The sequence below is a fragment of the Gordonia sp. IEGM753 genome (genome assembly GCF_050321825.1).
Classification (GTDB): domain Bacteria; phylum Pseudomonadota; class Gammaproteobacteria; order Pseudomonadales; family Pseudomonadaceae; genus Aquipseudomonas.
The window spans coordinates 1919319-1934361 of record NZ_JBNQGB010000001.1 but is presented as its reverse complement, the minus strand read 5'-3'; the positions used below and the strand labels follow the sequence as shown (position 1 = coordinate 1934361).

The 15043-nt window shown below is 58.0% G+C and carries 18 protein-coding genes and 1 riboswitch; of the genes, 10 read left to right on the top strand and 8 right to left on the bottom strand.

Going from position 1 to position 15043, the window contains the following annotated elements:
- Positions 1-288 precede the first annotated feature (288 nt).
- Positions 289-759: a DUF1289 domain-containing protein gene (locus tag ACQR3R_RS08700; RefSeq protein WP_428271612.1), complete on the top strand. Its 471-nt coding sequence runs from the start codon at positions 289-291 to the stop codon at positions 757-759.
- A 102-nt stretch (positions 760-861) separates the two neighbouring features.
- Here ACQR3R_RS08700 and ACQR3R_RS08695 read toward each other — a convergent pair whose 3' ends face one another.
- On the bottom strand, positions 862-1725 hold the full coding sequence (locus tag ACQR3R_RS08695; protein ID WP_428271611.1) for a universal stress protein: 864 nt from the start codon (positions 1723-1725) through the stop codon (positions 862-864).
- A gap of 165 nt (positions 1726-1890) precedes the next feature.
- Here ACQR3R_RS08695 and ACQR3R_RS08690 point away from each other — a divergent pair, with 165 nt between their 5' ends.
- From ACQR3R_RS08690 to ACQR3R_RS08680, 3 genes are all read left to right on the top strand, one after another.
- The gene (locus ACQR3R_RS08690) at positions 1891-2499 is read left to right on the top strand and encodes a tRNA isopentenyl-2-thiomethyl-A-37 hydroxylase MiaE (RefSeq protein ID WP_428271610.1); all 609 of its coding nucleotides are present in this window, start codon (positions 1891-1893) and stop codon (positions 2497-2499) included.
- A 102-nt stretch (positions 2500-2601) separates the two neighbouring features.
- On the top strand, positions 2602-3348 hold the full coding sequence (locus ACQR3R_RS08685; RefSeq protein ID WP_428271608.1) for a winged helix-turn-helix domain-containing protein: 747 nt from the start codon (positions 2602-2604) through the stop codon (positions 3346-3348).
- Entirely contained in the window at positions 3349-4635 is a 1287-nt protein-coding gene (locus tag ACQR3R_RS08680) for an ATP-binding protein (RefSeq protein WP_428271607.1), read from the top strand.
- Positions 4636-4649: 14 nt separating this feature from the next.
- Here the strand turns inward: ACQR3R_RS08680 and ACQR3R_RS08675 are convergent, their stop codons facing one another.
- From ACQR3R_RS08675 to ACQR3R_RS08665, 3 genes are all read right to left on the bottom strand, one after another.
- The gene (locus ACQR3R_RS08675) at positions 4650-5438 is read right to left on the bottom strand and encodes a MipA/OmpV family protein (RefSeq protein ID WP_428271606.1); all 789 of its coding nucleotides are present in this window, start codon (positions 5436-5438) and stop codon (positions 4650-4652) included.
- Positions 5439-5539: 101 nt separating this feature from the next.
- Complete coding sequence (locus ACQR3R_RS08670) at positions 5540-6028, bottom strand: GFA family protein (protein ID WP_428271605.1); 489 nt, start codon at positions 6026-6028, stop codon at positions 5540-5542.
- Between the two features lie 46 nt (positions 6029-6074).
- Positions 6075-6479 (bottom strand): hotdog domain-containing protein, encoded by a 405-nt coding sequence (locus ACQR3R_RS08665; protein ID WP_428271604.1) that lies wholly within the window; start codon positions 6477-6479, stop codon positions 6075-6077.
- Between the two features lie 150 nt (positions 6480-6629).
- Positions 6630-6801, top strand: a riboswitch (yybP-ykoY riboswitch).
- On the opposite strand from ACQR3R_RS08665, the gene mntP reads away from it, so the two are divergent.
- The 4 genes from mntP (at position 6764) to ACQR3R_RS08645 (ending at position 10677) form a co-directional block, all read left to right on the top strand.
- Positions 6764-7369 (top strand): manganese efflux pump MntP, encoded by a 606-nt coding sequence (gene mntP, locus ACQR3R_RS08660; protein ID WP_428271603.1) that lies wholly within the window; start codon positions 6764-6766, stop codon positions 7367-7369. (Overlaps the previous riboswitch by 38 nt.)
- A 98-nt stretch (positions 7370-7467) precedes the next feature.
- Positions 7468-8352 (top strand): LysR substrate-binding domain-containing protein, encoded by an 885-nt coding sequence (locus tag ACQR3R_RS08655; RefSeq protein ID WP_428271602.1) that lies wholly within the window; start codon positions 7468-7470, stop codon positions 8350-8352.
- Between the two features lie 100 nt (positions 8353-8452).
- Positions 8453-9577 (top strand): agmatine deiminase, encoded by a 1125-nt coding sequence (gene aguA, locus ACQR3R_RS08650; RefSeq protein ID WP_428271601.1) that lies wholly within the window; start codon positions 8453-8455, stop codon positions 9575-9577.
- Positions 9578-9579: 2 nt separating this feature from the next.
- Positions 9580-10677 (top strand): extracellular solute-binding protein, encoded by a 1098-nt coding sequence (locus ACQR3R_RS08645; RefSeq protein WP_428271600.1) that lies wholly within the window; start codon positions 9580-9582, stop codon positions 10675-10677.
- Between the two features lie 369 nt (positions 10678-11046).
- Here the strand turns inward: ACQR3R_RS08645 and ACQR3R_RS08640 are convergent, their stop codons facing one another.
- A complete protein-coding gene (locus ACQR3R_RS08640) occupies positions 11047-11649 on the bottom strand; it encodes a DNA-3-methyladenine glycosylase family protein (RefSeq protein WP_428271599.1) in 603 nt (200 codons plus the stop codon).
- Positions 11646-12266, bottom strand: coding sequence for a LysE family transporter (locus tag ACQR3R_RS08635; RefSeq protein WP_428271598.1), 621 nt, complete (start codon positions 12264-12266; stop codon positions 11646-11648). The genes ACQR3R_RS08640 and ACQR3R_RS08635 overlap by 4 nt, the downstream gene beginning before the upstream one ends.
- A gap of 168 nt (positions 12267-12434) precedes the next feature.
- Between ACQR3R_RS08635 and ACQR3R_RS08630 the strand changes: the two genes are divergently transcribed.
- Positions 12435-13022, top strand: a complete 588-nt coding sequence (locus ACQR3R_RS08630) for a LysE family transporter (RefSeq protein WP_428271597.1) — start codon at positions 12435-12437, stop codon at positions 13020-13022.
- Here ACQR3R_RS08630 and ACQR3R_RS08625 read toward each other — a convergent pair.
- Both ACQR3R_RS08625 and ACQR3R_RS08620 read right to left on the bottom strand, forming a co-directional pair.
- Positions 13019-13852, bottom strand: coding sequence for a helix-turn-helix domain-containing protein (locus ACQR3R_RS08625; protein ID WP_428271596.1), 834 nt, complete (start codon positions 13850-13852; stop codon positions 13019-13021). The genes ACQR3R_RS08630 and ACQR3R_RS08625 overlap by 4 nt on opposite strands.
- A 33-nt stretch (positions 13853-13885) precedes the next feature.
- Entirely contained in the window at positions 13886-14389 is a 504-nt protein-coding gene (locus tag ACQR3R_RS08620) for a VOC family protein (RefSeq protein ID WP_428271595.1), read from the bottom strand.
- 194 nt (positions 14390-14583) lie between these two features.
- Between ACQR3R_RS08620 and ACQR3R_RS08615 the strand changes: the two genes are divergently transcribed.
- On the top strand, positions 14584-15039 hold the full coding sequence (locus ACQR3R_RS08615) for a 2Fe-2S iron-sulfur cluster-binding protein (RefSeq protein ID WP_428271594.1): 456 nt from the start codon (positions 14584-14586) through the stop codon (positions 15037-15039).
- The last annotated feature ends 4 nt before the right edge of the window (positions 15040-15043 follow it).

Genomic DNA, 15043 nt, shown 5'->3' with positions numbered 1-15043 from the left:
AGAAGCTGCTTTCAAAGTTTTACGCCTGCAGAACGGGGAGCTGATGAGGGTTGGCGTTGGGCTTTTCCCCGCTGGAAAAACCCATCGCCAACACCGCTCTGTAGGAACGACTGTGCTCGTGACGCTTTGAAAACAGCTTCTAACGGACATTGGCGCCTTAAAAGGCTGGCTGATTCTACGGCAAAAATAATTTAAAGGTAAGTTAGGCTCTGAACTTTGAGGGGTGATCAATGTTAGACAAAGGGCTAACATGCCGATCTGTTCTGCTTTCCCGTGTTTTCCTTACCTATGTCCAATCAGACCATCAAAACCCCCTGCGTCGGCCTCTGCTCCACTGTTTACGGTGATCTGGTGTGCCGTGGCTGCAAGCGTTTCCACCACGAAGTGATCAACTGGAACGGTTACAACGAGGAGGAAAAACGCGCGGTGTGGCTGCGTCTGGAGCAACTGTTGTCCCAGGTGATGGCCAGTAAGCTTGAAATTTTTGATCCGCCGCAACTGAGAATGCAGTTGGAGCAACGCAAGATTCGCTTCGTGCCGCATCAGTCCGAGTATTGCTGGGCGTACCAGTTGATCGCACGGGGCGCGCGGGTGATCAACAACCTGGAAGCCTACGGAATGGTGCTGTTACCGGAGTTTCGCGACTGGAACCTGCCTGAGTTGCGCGATGCAATCGATCGCGAGTTCTTTTTGTTGTCCGAGGCCCATTACGAGCGCTATATCGCCCCGGGCTTTCTGAAAGACGCCTTCGGCGGCTAAAGCTTAAGAGCTTCGCGAGCAAGCCCGCTCCCACATGGGAATGCATTTCAACTGTGGGAGCGGGCTTGCTCGCGAAGGCGATCTAAACCAACATCGAAAATCTCAATGCCGGGTCACCACTTCTTCCAGGTGATCCATGATTTCATCCGGCTTCAGCACCAGCACATCACTCTCCACCGCATCCAGCACCACTTCCGCCGTATTACCGATCAACGCCCCTGACAGCCCTGATCGTGCCACCGTGCCGATGACGGTTACCGACGCTTGCAGCTGATGCACCATGTGCGGGATCAACACATCCGCCGGGCCTTCGGCGATGTGCAAATGGTCGTCATCGATATCGAATTCGGCCTGAAACGCCCTGCACTGGTCACGGTAGCGCGCTTCGATGGTTTCACTGAGCTGGAACGTCGGATCGGCGGACGACAGCATCGGTGAGGGGTGCGCACTGATAACGTGCAGTTGCGCCTTGGCCAGAATGGCAATGTCGTAGCCGTGATCAATGATAGCGGCATGCAAGTGGCGGTGTTCGCCATCGGTGTTGCCCACGTCGACAGCCGCCAGAATGACCCCGCCAGCCCAGGGTTTAGAGGTTTTGACCAGCAACACCGGTGCCGGGCAGGTGCGCAGTAGTTTCCAGTCGTCGGGTGTCAGCAAGGCTCGCTTAAGCGGGCTGTCCGGGAAGTGTTGCTTGATCACCAGCCCGCAGCCTTCGGCCTGCTGCACATCGACGATGGTTTCGTGCAGGCTTTCGTTCCAGGCCTGTTCGGTGGTGACGCTGTAGCCTTCCTCCAGCAGGTTTTGCTTGAGCTCACGCAAGTGTTCGCTATGGTCATGCTTCTTGTCACACACCAGCAGGTGCAGATGCGCCTGCGTGACGCCGGCGATCAATTTGGCGCGCTTGAGGGCCAGGCTTTCGTCTGACGACGGTTCGATGACCACCAGTATGCTGCGAATGGATTGCATGATCGGGGAACCTCCATAAACGGCTAAAGAAGCAGGGCGTTGCTCAACTATAGTTGCTGGCCGCCAACCGCGTAGTTGATGCATATCAACGACAGCGACTGGTGGTATGGCGTCAGCCCGGTATAATCGGCGCCCTTCGTTTTGAACCCATTTTCCGTGAGCCCCATGATCCTTCCCGACATTCACCAGTTCCTCGGCTGCCGCACCCCTGACGGCTGGGTCCAGGCCGCGCTGGCTGATCAGGACACCCTGCTGATTGACCACAAGAACTGCGAATTCAAGGCTGCCAGCACCGCGCTAAGCCTGATTGCCAAATATCACTCGCACGTTGACCTGATCAACCTGATGTCGCGCCTGGCGCGGGAAGAGCTGGTGCACCACGAACAGGTCATGCGCTTGATGAAAAAGCGCAAGGTCGAGCTGCGCCAGCTGTCCGCCGGCCGCTATGCCTCGGGCCTGCGCAAAGTGGTGCGCAGTCATGAACCGGTGAAACTGGTGGATACCCTGGTGGTTGGCGCCTTTATCGAAGCCCGCAGTTGCGAGCGTTTCGAGGCGCTGGTACCGCACCTCGACGAAGAACTTGGCACGTTTTATTTCGGCCTGCTGAAAAGCGAGGCGCGTCATTTTCAGGGCTACCTGAAACTCGCTTACCAGTACGGTGATGCCAAGGACATCGCACAGGTCATCGAGCGGGTTCGGGCCGCCGAGCAGGAACTGATCGAGTCACCGGACGTGGAGTTTCGCTTCCACAGCGGTGTGCCTTGCGCCGCCTGAAATGTAAAAAACTCTTAAGAAGATGAAACATCCACGAAAACCGGCCCTTGAGGCCGGTTTTTGCTGCCTGCCATCACCGTCCTGCCACTAATTGCCGCCATAATGCTGGCCACTTCACTCAAGGCTTGGCAGACGTTCGTTATGGATAACCTGGGTTTTGGCAAAGTACTGCTGGTGGAAGACGATGAAAAGCTATCAGGGCTGATCGCGTATTTCCTGTCGCAACACGGCTTTGAGGTCCGGCAAGTACACCGCGGCGATCTCGCGCTGGCCGAGTTCCTTGAGTTCAAACCCAAAGTCGTGGTGCTCGACCTGATGCTGCCAGGCCAGAGCGGTTTACACGTATGCCGCGAGATTCGCAGCGTGTCCGACACGCCAATCGTGATTCTGACCGCCAAGGAAGATGACCTCGATCACATCCTGGGCCTGGAATCCGGCGCCGACGATTACGTGATCAAACCCATCAAACCACCCGTGTTGCTTGCTCGCCTGCGTGCCTTGCAACGGCGTCAGGTGCCGGACAGCACGGTGTGCAATTCACTCGATTTCGGGCGACTGAGCATCGACCGCAGTTGTCGCGAGGTTCGATTGGCGGGCGAGGGCATTGAGCTCACCACCATGGAGTTCGAGCTGCTGTGGCTGCTCGCCAGCGCTGCCGGCAAGATTCTGTCGCGCGACGACATCCTTAATCGCATGCGCGGAATTGCCTTCGACGGCCTCAACCGCAGCGTTGATGTGTACATCAGTAAATTGCGCGGCAAGCTCAAGGACAACCCGCGCGAACCGCTGTGCATCAAAACCATCTGGGGCAAAGGTTATCTGTTCAATCCGTTTGCGTGGGAGCTGTAGATGCTGCGTCTTTTCTGCGGATTATTCATTGTGCTGGCGGTGGGGCTGATTGCCTCGCTGGAGGTGGTTGATCGCACGTTCAACGCGTTGCTCGATGGCGCCCTGAAAACGTATAACCGCGAAGCCGTACGCGGGCCGGCTTATTCGCTGGTTGAGCTATTGCGGCCGCTCGCTGGCGAGGCACGCGAGCAACAGATCAAAACCCTGCAGCCGCATTACGGGCTGCGATTGAGCCTGGTGGATGCCGGCACACTGGCGCTGAGCGATGCCGAGAAAGAACAACTGGCAAACAATGTGTTGGTGGTTCGCGAAAGTTACGCAAGGTTCTACTCCCGCATTGACGACAGCGCGCAGCTGCTCAGCATCCAGATGCCTGAAGAAGGCCGTCTGAATACGTTTTATATGATCGCCGCCTATTCAATGCTCGGCGTTCTGTTGGGCATCGTGCTGTTTTTTTGGGTGAGGCCGCACTGGCGCGATCTGGAAAAACTGCGCCTGGCGGCTGAGCGCTTTGGCGATAACGATTTGTCGTCACGAATCCAGTTGTCCAAACGCTCCAATATTCGCGACCTGGCCGACCACTTCAATCAGATGGCTGCGCGCATTGAAGGCCTGATTGCCAATCAGCGCGAGCTGACCAACGCGGTATCGCATGAATTGCGTACGCCGATTGCGCGGTTGTCATTCGAGCTGGACCAGCTCAAGCAGCAAACTGACCCAACGCAGAACAATGAACTGATCGCCGACATGTACGCCGACCTTGGTGAGCTTGAGGAAATGGTCTCCGAATTGCTCACCTATGCCAGCCTTGAGCGCGGCGCTACGGTCATCAGCCGGGAAAATATCCAGGCCAGCAGCTGGCTCGACAGCGTCGTTGGCAGTGTTGCGCTGGAGGCTGATGCGGCGGGTGTGCAGTTGCTGATCGTCGAGTGTCAGGTGGACGAAGTGCGCATTGAGCCGCGGTTTATGGCGCGTGCGGTGATCAACTTGCTGCGCAATGCTATTCGTTATGCCGATGAGCGCGTGGAAGTGTCGTTGGTGCGCACCGGTGACGATTATCAGGTGCGGGTCAACGACGATGGGCCGGGCGTGCCGATTGATGGCCGCGAAAAGATTTTTGAACCGTTCTCGCGGCTCGATGCCAGCCGTGATCGGCGCACCGGTGGCTTTGGTCTGGGTTTGGCGTTGGTGCGCCGCGTGTCGCAATCCCACGGTGGTCGTGTGGAAGTGGCCGAGTCACCGTGGGGCGGGGCTTCGTTTCTGATGACCTGGGCGCATCTGGATTAACGTTTGCAACACCGTCAAAACGTGTATTCCACGTACCCCGCCAACGAGGTTTGCAGCCGACGTTCGACCAGCGGGCTGTCGGCTGCATCATTAGCCAGGTACTGCACCGCCAATACCGTGGTAAAGCGCCAGGCATCATCAATCGGCAGCGACCAGGTCAAATCCGCTCCGCGACTGATCAGCCCGCCGTGCGTGTCATACGCCCGAAACTGACTGCGCGATGCTTGCGCGTTGCTGACGCCGTACCAGGTGCGAACATAGTTGCCGTCGCCGAATTGGCTGTTAAGGCTGCCGATAACCTGGCCATAGCGACCGGAATAAAGCGGCGCGCGCACGCTCAACTTCAACCGGCTCCATGCCGAGCCGGTGTCGCGATCGTCATCATTTTTCTCCAGTGCATGTTCAAAACGGGCACCCAAAACGATTGGACCAAGGGTGTAGCCTCCTTCCAGCCCCATCACCGGGCGTGACTTGATCGAGCCCATGCCATTGAGTTCATTCGAGCCTCTGAAACCGGTTCTTCGATCCTTGCGCACGTCACTTGCGCCGATGTAAACGCCTAGGCCGAAATCGGCCTCATCAAACACCCAGCCCAAGCCTTTTTCGGTGTCCAGAACAAAACCGGAGGGGCTGCTGATCTCGGCACTGGCCAAAGGCACCACGGCACGCTCGTCGCTGCCGCTGTAACGCGGCACGGTTGCAGCGCCGGCTCTTAGGGTATAGCGCCAGCTTTCAGCTTTAATGGCATCGGCGGGCAACAGCAGGCACAGCAAAGTGAACGACAGGCAGATTGAGCGCAGCATGGCAGCATCCTGTGGGAGGTTGGATGCGACCATGCTAGGTGGCCGGGCGGCCTGAATCTTTGAGAGCTTTGTCGGGAAACTGTCAAAGACTGTGAACGCGCTTAGCGGCTCAAACCCAGGCGCTCATGCCACTGGGCAATGGATTCTTCGGGGTACACCTCAAATTGCTGATCACCCGGGTGCACGTCGACTTCCACCCACGGCGCCTTGGAACCCAGCATCAAGTGCGTGTGTTCTGGAGGCACCGGTAACGGCGTGTCGATGGCCGATGCAAAGGGGTGAATCAAGTCAGGCCATTCAGGGCTGAACAGCCACAAACCTGTTCCGCAAAGCGCACAGAAGTGTCGCTCGGCCGTGCTGCTGTGGGCGCGTTTATCGCCATCGTCCTTGAGCCGTGCATGGTAAATCGCAATGTGTTTGCGCCCGCGAACCTTCAGGCTTTTGGCGTCGCCGCCAAGGTTGATCGCATAGCCGCCACCGCCTTGCGTCTTGCGACAGATCGAGCAGTAGCAGCGCTGGTATGGATAGGGATGGGCGGTGGTCAAACTGAATGACACCACGCCGCAATGGCAGGAACCTTCGAGCTGCATGAAAACCTCCGGCTGTTCTGGAACGTCTCCAGAACAGCCTAGACCGTTAACGCGCTTCGACCGGCACCAGAATCGCATCGCCAGTGGCCACCAGTTTCAGCTGGTCGCCGGTTTGCGCGAATAACTCGGCGCGGGCGAAAACCTGTTTTTTGCCAGCCTTGATCACTTTGCCCCGAGCCACAAACACCTCGCCGATGGCGGGTGCTACACAGTTGACCGAAAAATGCGAAGCCAACACGTTGCCGGCAACTGTCCCTGCGGCAAATCCGCAGGCGGTGTCAAGTAACGCACCGATCATGCCGGCGTGCAGAAAACCCGCGTATTGCGCCATGTCCGCTTCACGAAAAGCCAGGCTTAGTTCCGCTTCACCACTGGCGGCATGTGTGACTTCGAAGCCGGCCCAGCGATTGAAAGCCGACGTAGCGTTGATGTGTTTGAGTGTGTTCAACATCACGATTCCCTCCGATTGAGGCTTCAACATGGGCTGTTGAATGCGTGCTGTCATGTTCGATAAAGGAGGGTGATGGGACGGTGATTTGGCGCTGAATGCACACCGCATGATGTTGATGGAATTTTCACATCACCCCGGTTATTCTGCGCGCCTCTTTGGGGAGTAGCCTGTTTGCGATTCGTCGCAAGCGCCCGTATCAACATTCTCGGCAACATGCCGTGGTGCGGGCACCTTCTGGTTGGTGAGACCATCGATATACCTGTGCTGAAGTCGGGCGCGTGGGTATGTCGTGGACTCAAGCCCGACCGGATGTTTTCAGCGTGAACCTAGCCTCTCTTGTTTTCCTTGCTTTCGCCATGTCCACCGATGCCTTCGCGGCAGCGATCGGTAAAGGCTCGAGCCTGCACAAACCCAAATTTTTCGAAGCCTTGCGTGTCGGTGTGATCTTCGGCGTGATCGAAGCCATCACGCCGATTGTCGGTTGGTTTATCGGTCAGGCCGCTTCGCAATTCGTGTCCAGTTGGGACCACTGGATCGCGTTCACCCTGTTGCTGGTGCTCGGCCTGCACATGATCTACAACGGCGTTAAAACAGACGAAGCCGAGGAAGAAGTCGAGAAGCCCAAGCAGCATGGCTTCTGGTTGCTGGCGGTCACCGGTTTTGCCACCAGCATCGATGCACTTGCCGTGGGCGTTGGCCTGGCCTTTGTGAACGTGAACATCTGGCTGGCTGCGGGTTTGATCGGTCTGGCAACCCTGACCATGGTCACCCTGGGCGTCATGCTCGGTCGAGTGATCGGCAGCGTGATGGGCAAGCGCGCAGAAATCCTGGGTGGCGTAGTGCTGATCATTGTCGGCGCAACCATTCTTTACGAACACCTGTCGGCCTGATAACCAACGCCCACATTTGATCTGCGCAGGGCCTATGTTCTGCGCTAATCGAATGTCCTCTGTGGCAGCATGGGCGTCCTTAAATCGGGACACTTCTCATGCGACGACTACCTTCCCTGGCGGCGCTTCGAACCTTCGAATGCGCCGCCCGTCATGCTCATTTTGGCCGGGCGGCCGCTGAGTTATGCGTCACCGACAGTGCGGTCAGCCATCAGATCCGCCAGCTCGAAGAACAACTGGGCGTGACATTGTTCATTCGCGAGGGGCGGCAGATTCGTCCGACCATGGCGGCGGGACGGTTGATGCAGAGCCTGCAGCAAGCGTTTGAGCTGATCGGCGATGCCTGTGATGAGCTGCGTGACCCGTCGTCGCTGGCGGTCTTGCGCTTGGCGGTGACGGCCGAGTTGGCGCAAAAGTGGCTGATGAGTCGCCTGACTGATTTCTATGCGCGCTATCCGCACATCACCTTGCACCTTTACGAACAGCCGATTGACGCGACGGCGCCGGGTGAAGACATCGACCTGGCGATCACCTATGGCACCGGTCCGGTGGACAGCAGCGCGTATTTTGTCCGGCCGCTGCCGGCGCTGCAATTCTTCCCGGTGTGCAGTCCCGGCCTGTTCAACCAGGGCACCCTGAAAACGCCGAAGGACTTGGCGCGTCATTGCTTGCTGCATGACGATCAGGACGGAAAGACCTGGACTGCCTGGCTCACCAGCCACGCCGGTGACCAGCGCCCGGAGCGGCAACTGTACTTTGCCCACGCGGGTTTAGCGCTCGAAGCGGCGGCGCAAGGGCAGGGTGTGGCCATGGGTGACAATCTGACGGCCCAGGAAGACTTGCTGAGTGGTCGGCTGGTGCGTCCTTTTACTTCAAGCATGACTGCACTCGGCCAGTACGCGTTGGTGTGCGAACGGGTGCGCCTGGAGCGTCCGGCAGTCGCGCAGATGCTGCAATGGTTCAACGATCAGTTGATTGATTGATGAGTTAAATTCAAGTGTTCCGCAATATTCATCGTTGGTGAGGAGAGTGCCCGCGCCCTTAGCCTGTGGTCATTCCAGTCCCTGCTGATGAGGTTTGACCATGGCACGTTTGCTAGAAACCACGCCCAAACAAGACGGCTTTCGTCTGCCCGGCGAGTTCGAAACCAAATCCGGTTGCTGGCTCGGCTGGCCAGAGCGCACCGATGTATGGCGCAACGGCGCCAAACCTGCGCAGAAGGTTTGGGTACAGATTGTGACCGCTATCTCCCACAGTGAACCGGTAACCGTTTGCGCTTCTGCCGCGCAGTTCGCCACCGCTCGCCGCCAGTTGCCGCCCCAGGTACGCGTGGTCGAAATGACCTGCAACGACACGTGGTTTCGTGACAGCGGGCCGTGCTTCGTGGTGAACGACAACAGTGGCGAGGTGCGTGGTGTCGACTTCGAGTTCAACGCTTACGGCGGTCTCGACGGTGGTTTGTACTACCCCTGGGACAAGGACGACCAGATCGCCAGCAAAATACTTGAGATCGAGCGCTTCGACCGATATCGCGCGCCGTTGATTGCCGAGCTGGGCGGTATTCAGAGTGACGGTCAAGGCAGCATTCTCACCACCGAACAATGCCTGCTTAACCGTAATCGCAACCAGCATCTGGGCAAGGAAGAGGTCACCCGTCGACTGACCGAATACCTCGGTGCCGAACAAATAATCTGGTTGCCACGCGGCTGCAAGTTTGACGAGACCGATGGTCATGTCGATGACCTTGCCTGTTTCGTGCGTCCTGGCGAAGTGGTTTTGCAATGGACCGATAACCGTGACGATCCTCAGTGGGAAATCTATCAGGAGGCCTACGACATCCTGCGCAGCACCCGCGACAGCCGTGGCCGTGCATTGAAAGTGCATAAACTGCCGCAGCCGGATGTGCTGGAGTGGACAGCGCAAGAGGCCGAAGGTCTGGACCTGCAGGACAGTACCCATACCCGCCAGGCAGGAACCCAAATCTGCGCGTCGTACATCAACTACTACGCCGGCAATAGTTCGATTGTGGTGCCGCTGTTTGGCGATCGCAACGATCAGGCCGCGCAGGCAACCCTGGCCGAACTGTTCCCGAACCACAAAATCGTCGGTATCGAAAACTCCCGAGAAATTCTGCTGGGTGGCGGCAACGTCGCGTGCATCACCATGCCGCAATATGCCGGCAGTGCCATCAACCAAAAGGGAGCCTGATCATGCGCCTGCACAAACTGACTCAAGCATTATTGCTGGTGCTCGCACCCTTGTGTGTGCAGGCCGCCGACACCCCTAAACCGGTGGTTAACCTGTACATCTGGGGTGAGTACCTGGCCCCGGATACCTTGACCAATTTCGAGAAACAAACCGGCATTCGAGTAGTAGCGGATCACTTTGATTCACTGGAAACCGTCGAGACAAAACTGCTCACGGGCCGCAGCGGTTATGACTTGGTGCTGACGGCGGGTCAGCACCTGTCGAGGGCGATTCAGAACGGCGCAATCCAGGCGCTCGATCATCAGCAACTGCCGCATTTTGCCGGTGTTGGCGAGGAGTTTCGTCAACACATGGCAGTGTTTGATCCGGGCAATCGTTACGCCGGTATCTATGCGTGGGGCACCACGGGTGTGGGGTATCAGCAGGAGGCGGTGAGCAAACGCCTGCCTGATGCGCCATTGGACAGTTGGGCGATGCTGTTTGACCCAGCGGTGGTCTCCAAATTCGCCGATTGCGGGGTCAGTCTGTTGAACGATCCCAACGAAGTTTTTGCTGCGGTCATGAAATACATGGGCCTGGATATCAACCGTCAGAACCTTGATGATTTGAAGCTGGCCGAGCAGCAGTTGGCCAAGATTCGGCCGTACATACGTTACTTCGACAATGACTTGAATATCAGCGACCTGGCCAACGGCAACACCTGCGTCGCAATGTCGTGGAATGGCAACGTGGCCATCGCGGCAGGTCAGGCAGAAGCGGCGAAAAAACCGTTCACGCTCAGTTACCGTATTCCCAAGGAAGGCACGTTGATCTGGTTCGACGCCATGGTCATCCCCAAGGACGCGCCGCATCCCGAGGCCGGGCTGGCGTTGATGGATTACCTGATGACGCCGCAAGTCATTGCGCCGATCACAGACACCATCCACTACGCCAACGCGATCACGGCTGCCGATAGCCTGATTGATCCGGCGATTCGTAACGACCCGGGAACGTATCCGTCAGCGCAAGTGCGGGCATCGTTGTACAGCAAGAACGACAACGGCAAGGTGTTCAACCGGGCACTGATTCGGGCGTTCAGCCGGTTGAAGTCGGGTTTGTGATTGGCCGTAGGAAACCGGCTTGCCGGTGATGGCGATCACACGGACGCCATCGCTGGCAAGCCAGACTCCCACAGGGAAGTGAGGGTATTCGGGATGTTGAGCTTGGCACGGATCCGTAGGAAACCGGCTTGCCGGTGATGGCGATCACACGAACGCCATCGCTGGCAAGCCAGACTCCCACAGGGAAGTGAGGGTATTCGGGATGTTGGGCTTGGCGCGGATCCGTAGGAAACCGGCTTGCCGGTGATGGCGATCTCACTGATGTTCCCCCAGCCAGACTCCCACAAGGACCTTCAGTGAATACACGTGGTGTATATGGCATCAGTCCCCTGTGGGAGCGAGCCTGCTCGCGAAGAACGGTGATGCGGTCTACCGGTTAGGCACCCGCCACAAATACCAGGAAGCCACCGTCCGAAACGGACGCCAGGCGCTGCCGATCTCGAGCATTTGCTTGCGCGTGGGTTGCGCTTCCAGCCCCTTGAGTCGTCGATACCCTTCGCGTACGCCAAAATCATCGGCCGGTAGAATGTCCAGCCGTTGCAAGCTGTAGATCAGCAGCATCTCAACCGTCCAGCGACCGACGCCCGGCAAGCTGACCAATCGTTCGATCAGCGCTTCATCGTCCATGGCCAGCGCCGTCGCGTAATCGGGCACCACCCCACTCAGCGTTGCCTGGGCAATACCCTGAATGGTCGCAATTTTACGCGCCGAAAACCCGCAACTGCGCAGTTGATCGAAATCCGTTGCCAGCACTTGCTCGGGTGTTGGAAACGAACCGTGCGGATAGAGCGCCAGCAACCTGGCGAGAATCGCGTCCCCAGCCTTGGCGTGCAGTTGCTGGTAGGCAATCGCGCGAACCATCGATTCATAAGGGTCGCGGGTCGGATGAGGTTTATGCAGGCATGGGCCGATCGCAGCGATGTGACGCTGCCAGTCGTCATCGATGGCCGACAGGAACTCGCTCGGGTTCATGCGCGACGTGCCATCAACAACACAGACGCCGCCGCTGACAGCAGGCCGGCGCAGCAGCGATTGAAGAGGCGCTTGCCCCGTGGCTCGGTAAACCATCGGCGCATGTGCACGCCCATGTAGGCGTAGGCGCTGATGGCGATCCATTCCAGCATCAGGAATAACGCACCGAGCACGGCAAATTGCGGTGCTACGGCTTGGGTCGGGTCTACAAACTGTGGGAGGAACGCGGTGAACAGCAAAATGGCCTTGGGGTTGCCCGCCGCGACCAAAAACTCCTGGCGCGCCAACGCCATGATGCCAATGGGTGCGCCAGCGGTATGCTGTTCGGCTTCGGGGTTGGCGCGCCATAGCTGCCAGGCCAGGTACAGCAAGTAACCGGCACCCAGTATCTTGATCGCGTAGAACAGCCACTCCGAGGTGTGCAGCACCACGGAAAGGCCGGCGGCAGCCAATGCGATCATCGCGGCGAATGCCAGCAGGCGGCCAATGCCGGCGACACATGCACGACGATAGCCATAGCGGCTGGCGTTGCTGACCGACAGCAAATTGTTCGGCCCGGGGGCCATATTCAGCGCAAAGCAGGCCGGTAGAAAAAGGGCCAGAGTGGCGAGGTCCATGATCGGCTCCATCAATGAGAACATTATTTTTAGCACAGAGGTGCTGCGTCGGACCCATACAGTGGGGCGCCGCAGTCGCAGTACAGGCGAGGGTTGTTTTGTTCAATACAGCCTTTTGATCGGCCCTTACTTTGACGCCTGGTTCAACTGAATTGAAGAAGGTAGGCAATGAGTCTGATTATCTCCATGGCGGCGTTTGCACTGGTCGCCTCCATCACCCCGGGGCCGGTGAATATCGTGGCATTGAGTTCCGGCGCGCAGTTCGGGTTTCGCGCCAGTCAACGGCACGTGGCCGGGGCAACGCTCGGTTTTGTATTGTTGCTGGTGCTGATGGGACTTGGGTTGCATGAGGTTTTGCAGCGATGGCCCAGCCTGACGCAAGTGGTGCAATGGGCGGGGGTGGCGTTTTTGCTGTTCATGGCCTGGAAACTGGCCGCAGACGACGGCCATCTGGATGCAAAAGAATCCGCCAAGGCACCGTCGATGCTTTATGGCGCGGTAATGCAATGGCTCAACCCCAAGGCATGGCTGGCGTGCGTGGCGGGCATGGGGGCGTTCGTCGCCGACGGTGAAGCGCGACTGGTTTGGCAATTTGCCGCGGTTTACCTGGTGATCTGTTATGCATCTGTCGGCTGCTGGGTCTACGCCGGGACGTTTTTACGCGGTTATTTGAACAACCCGGCGGGCATGCGCTGGTTTAACCGCGCCATGGCGTTGTTGTTAACGGCGAGCGCGGTTTATCTGCTCCTGCCCTAACCGCGATATTGCCCCGGTGTCGCCGCCAGGTGCTGCTTGAACGCCCGTTGGAAATGCGCCTGGTCGGCAAACCCGGCCTCCAGAGCAACGTCGGCTATCAGTTTGCCGCTGCGCAACTGGTCCTGGGCGAATTGAATGCGCCGGTTGACCAGGAACGCGTGGGGCGTCATGCCGTAATGCTGCTTGAACGCGCGTATCAGGTAGGACGGGGACAGTTGCGCCGCCTGGCAAATGTCTTCGAGCTTCAGCATCTGAGTGCAGTGGTCGCGGATGAAGTCGGCGGCGCGCGCCAGTTTGAAGTTAGGCTCGCGCAAGGACTGTTCGACCGGATTGAGGCGCAGTTGGACCTCGGTAAAAAACTCGACAGCGGCGCTGTGTTTTCGCAATACGTCTTGCTGTTGATCGACCAGCACCTGGTAAAGCGCATTCAAACCGGAAAAGAGTTGGACATCGCGATTATGCGTGATCGAAAACCGCCGGAACCCCAGGTCGTGGCCGAACCCTAATGAGTGCTGCAGATCGGTCAGCCAAGGTGTATCAACGTACAACATCAAGTAGGACCAAGGCTGGTCATCAATCGGGTTGCAGGCGTGAACGTCCCCCGGGTTCATCAAGACCACGGTGCCGGCGCTGACCTGGAATTGCGATTGTTCGTGGATGTAGAGACTGCGACCTGCGGTCACCGCACCAATGGAGAAGTGCTCGTGGGAATGCCGGGTGTAGCAGACTTCGCGGCCATCGGCGATGGAGCGCGCCTCGATAAAGGGCAGCGCATCGTCGCGCCAGAAAACGGGCGCTTTATCGGCATCTTTGGCAACCACGTGCTTCATCATCATGTCCTCGGCAGGTCAGCGCCCAGTGTATTAGCTCCCGCCGTCAAAGGCTCGTTGCAACGCTGCGACGTCGAGTTTTTTCATTTGCAGCAATGCCTCCATCACTCGCTGGGTTTTCACCGTGTCGGGGTCTTGCATCATGTCCATCAATGCCATCGGAACGATTTGCCATGACAGGCCGAACTGATCCTTGAGCCAGCCACATTGCTGCGCTTGAGGCACACCGCCGACGCTGAGTGCGTCCCAGAAATGGTCGATTTCTGCCTGGTTCCGGCAATTGACCTGGAACGACGTGGCTTCACTGAACTTGAACATCGGCCCACCATTCAGACCGGTGAAACGCTGGCCGTCGAGCTCGAAGCCGATGGTCATCACCGAACCTTCGGGCCGGCCATGAAATTCGAAACCCGCATGGCCGTAATACGTGGTGTCGGTAATTTTTGAATCTTCGAAGATTGAGCAGTAGAACTGCGCGGCTTCTTCGGCCTGATCGTCAAACCACAGGCACGGGGTGATTTTCTGAAGGCGTTGCATGGCGGCGTTCCTCGTCGGTGATGACCTCCAGTTTTCAGCGTAGCCAGTACTTTGCCGGGTTCCCTGTTGCACCGTGCCTGATATGACCGGTGGTCGATGAACCTCACTTGCCCGGTAAATTGCGCTTAGCTGAAAAGACAGCGCCGATGCAATCCAACGATAACGGCGTAACCGTGAGTCTGAGGAAGTTCACCATGTTGACCCTTAACATCAATGGCAAGAATCAAGCGCTGGATGTGCCCGCCGACATGCCGCTGCTATGGGTTCTGCGTGATGTCGCGCACCTTACCGGAACCAAGTTCGGCTGCGGCATGGCCCAATGTGGCGCGTGCACCGTACACATTGATGGCGCGCCGTTGCGTTCCTGTATTACGCCCGTTACAGCAGTGGCCAATGGCCAAAAAATTCTCACCATCGAGGGCTTGTCGGTGGACGGTACGCACCCGGTGCAACAGGCTTGGGCTGAGCTAGACGTGGTTCAGTGCGGGTATTGCCAGTCTGGGCAGATCATGTCCGCCGCCGCATTGCTGGCGAAAATCCCTAACCCCACTGACAGTGACATCGACCAGGCGCTTTCCGGCAATATCTGCCGCTGCGGTACCTATCCACGGATCCGTGCAGCGGTTAAACGCGCTGCGGAGCTCAGCTGACGGG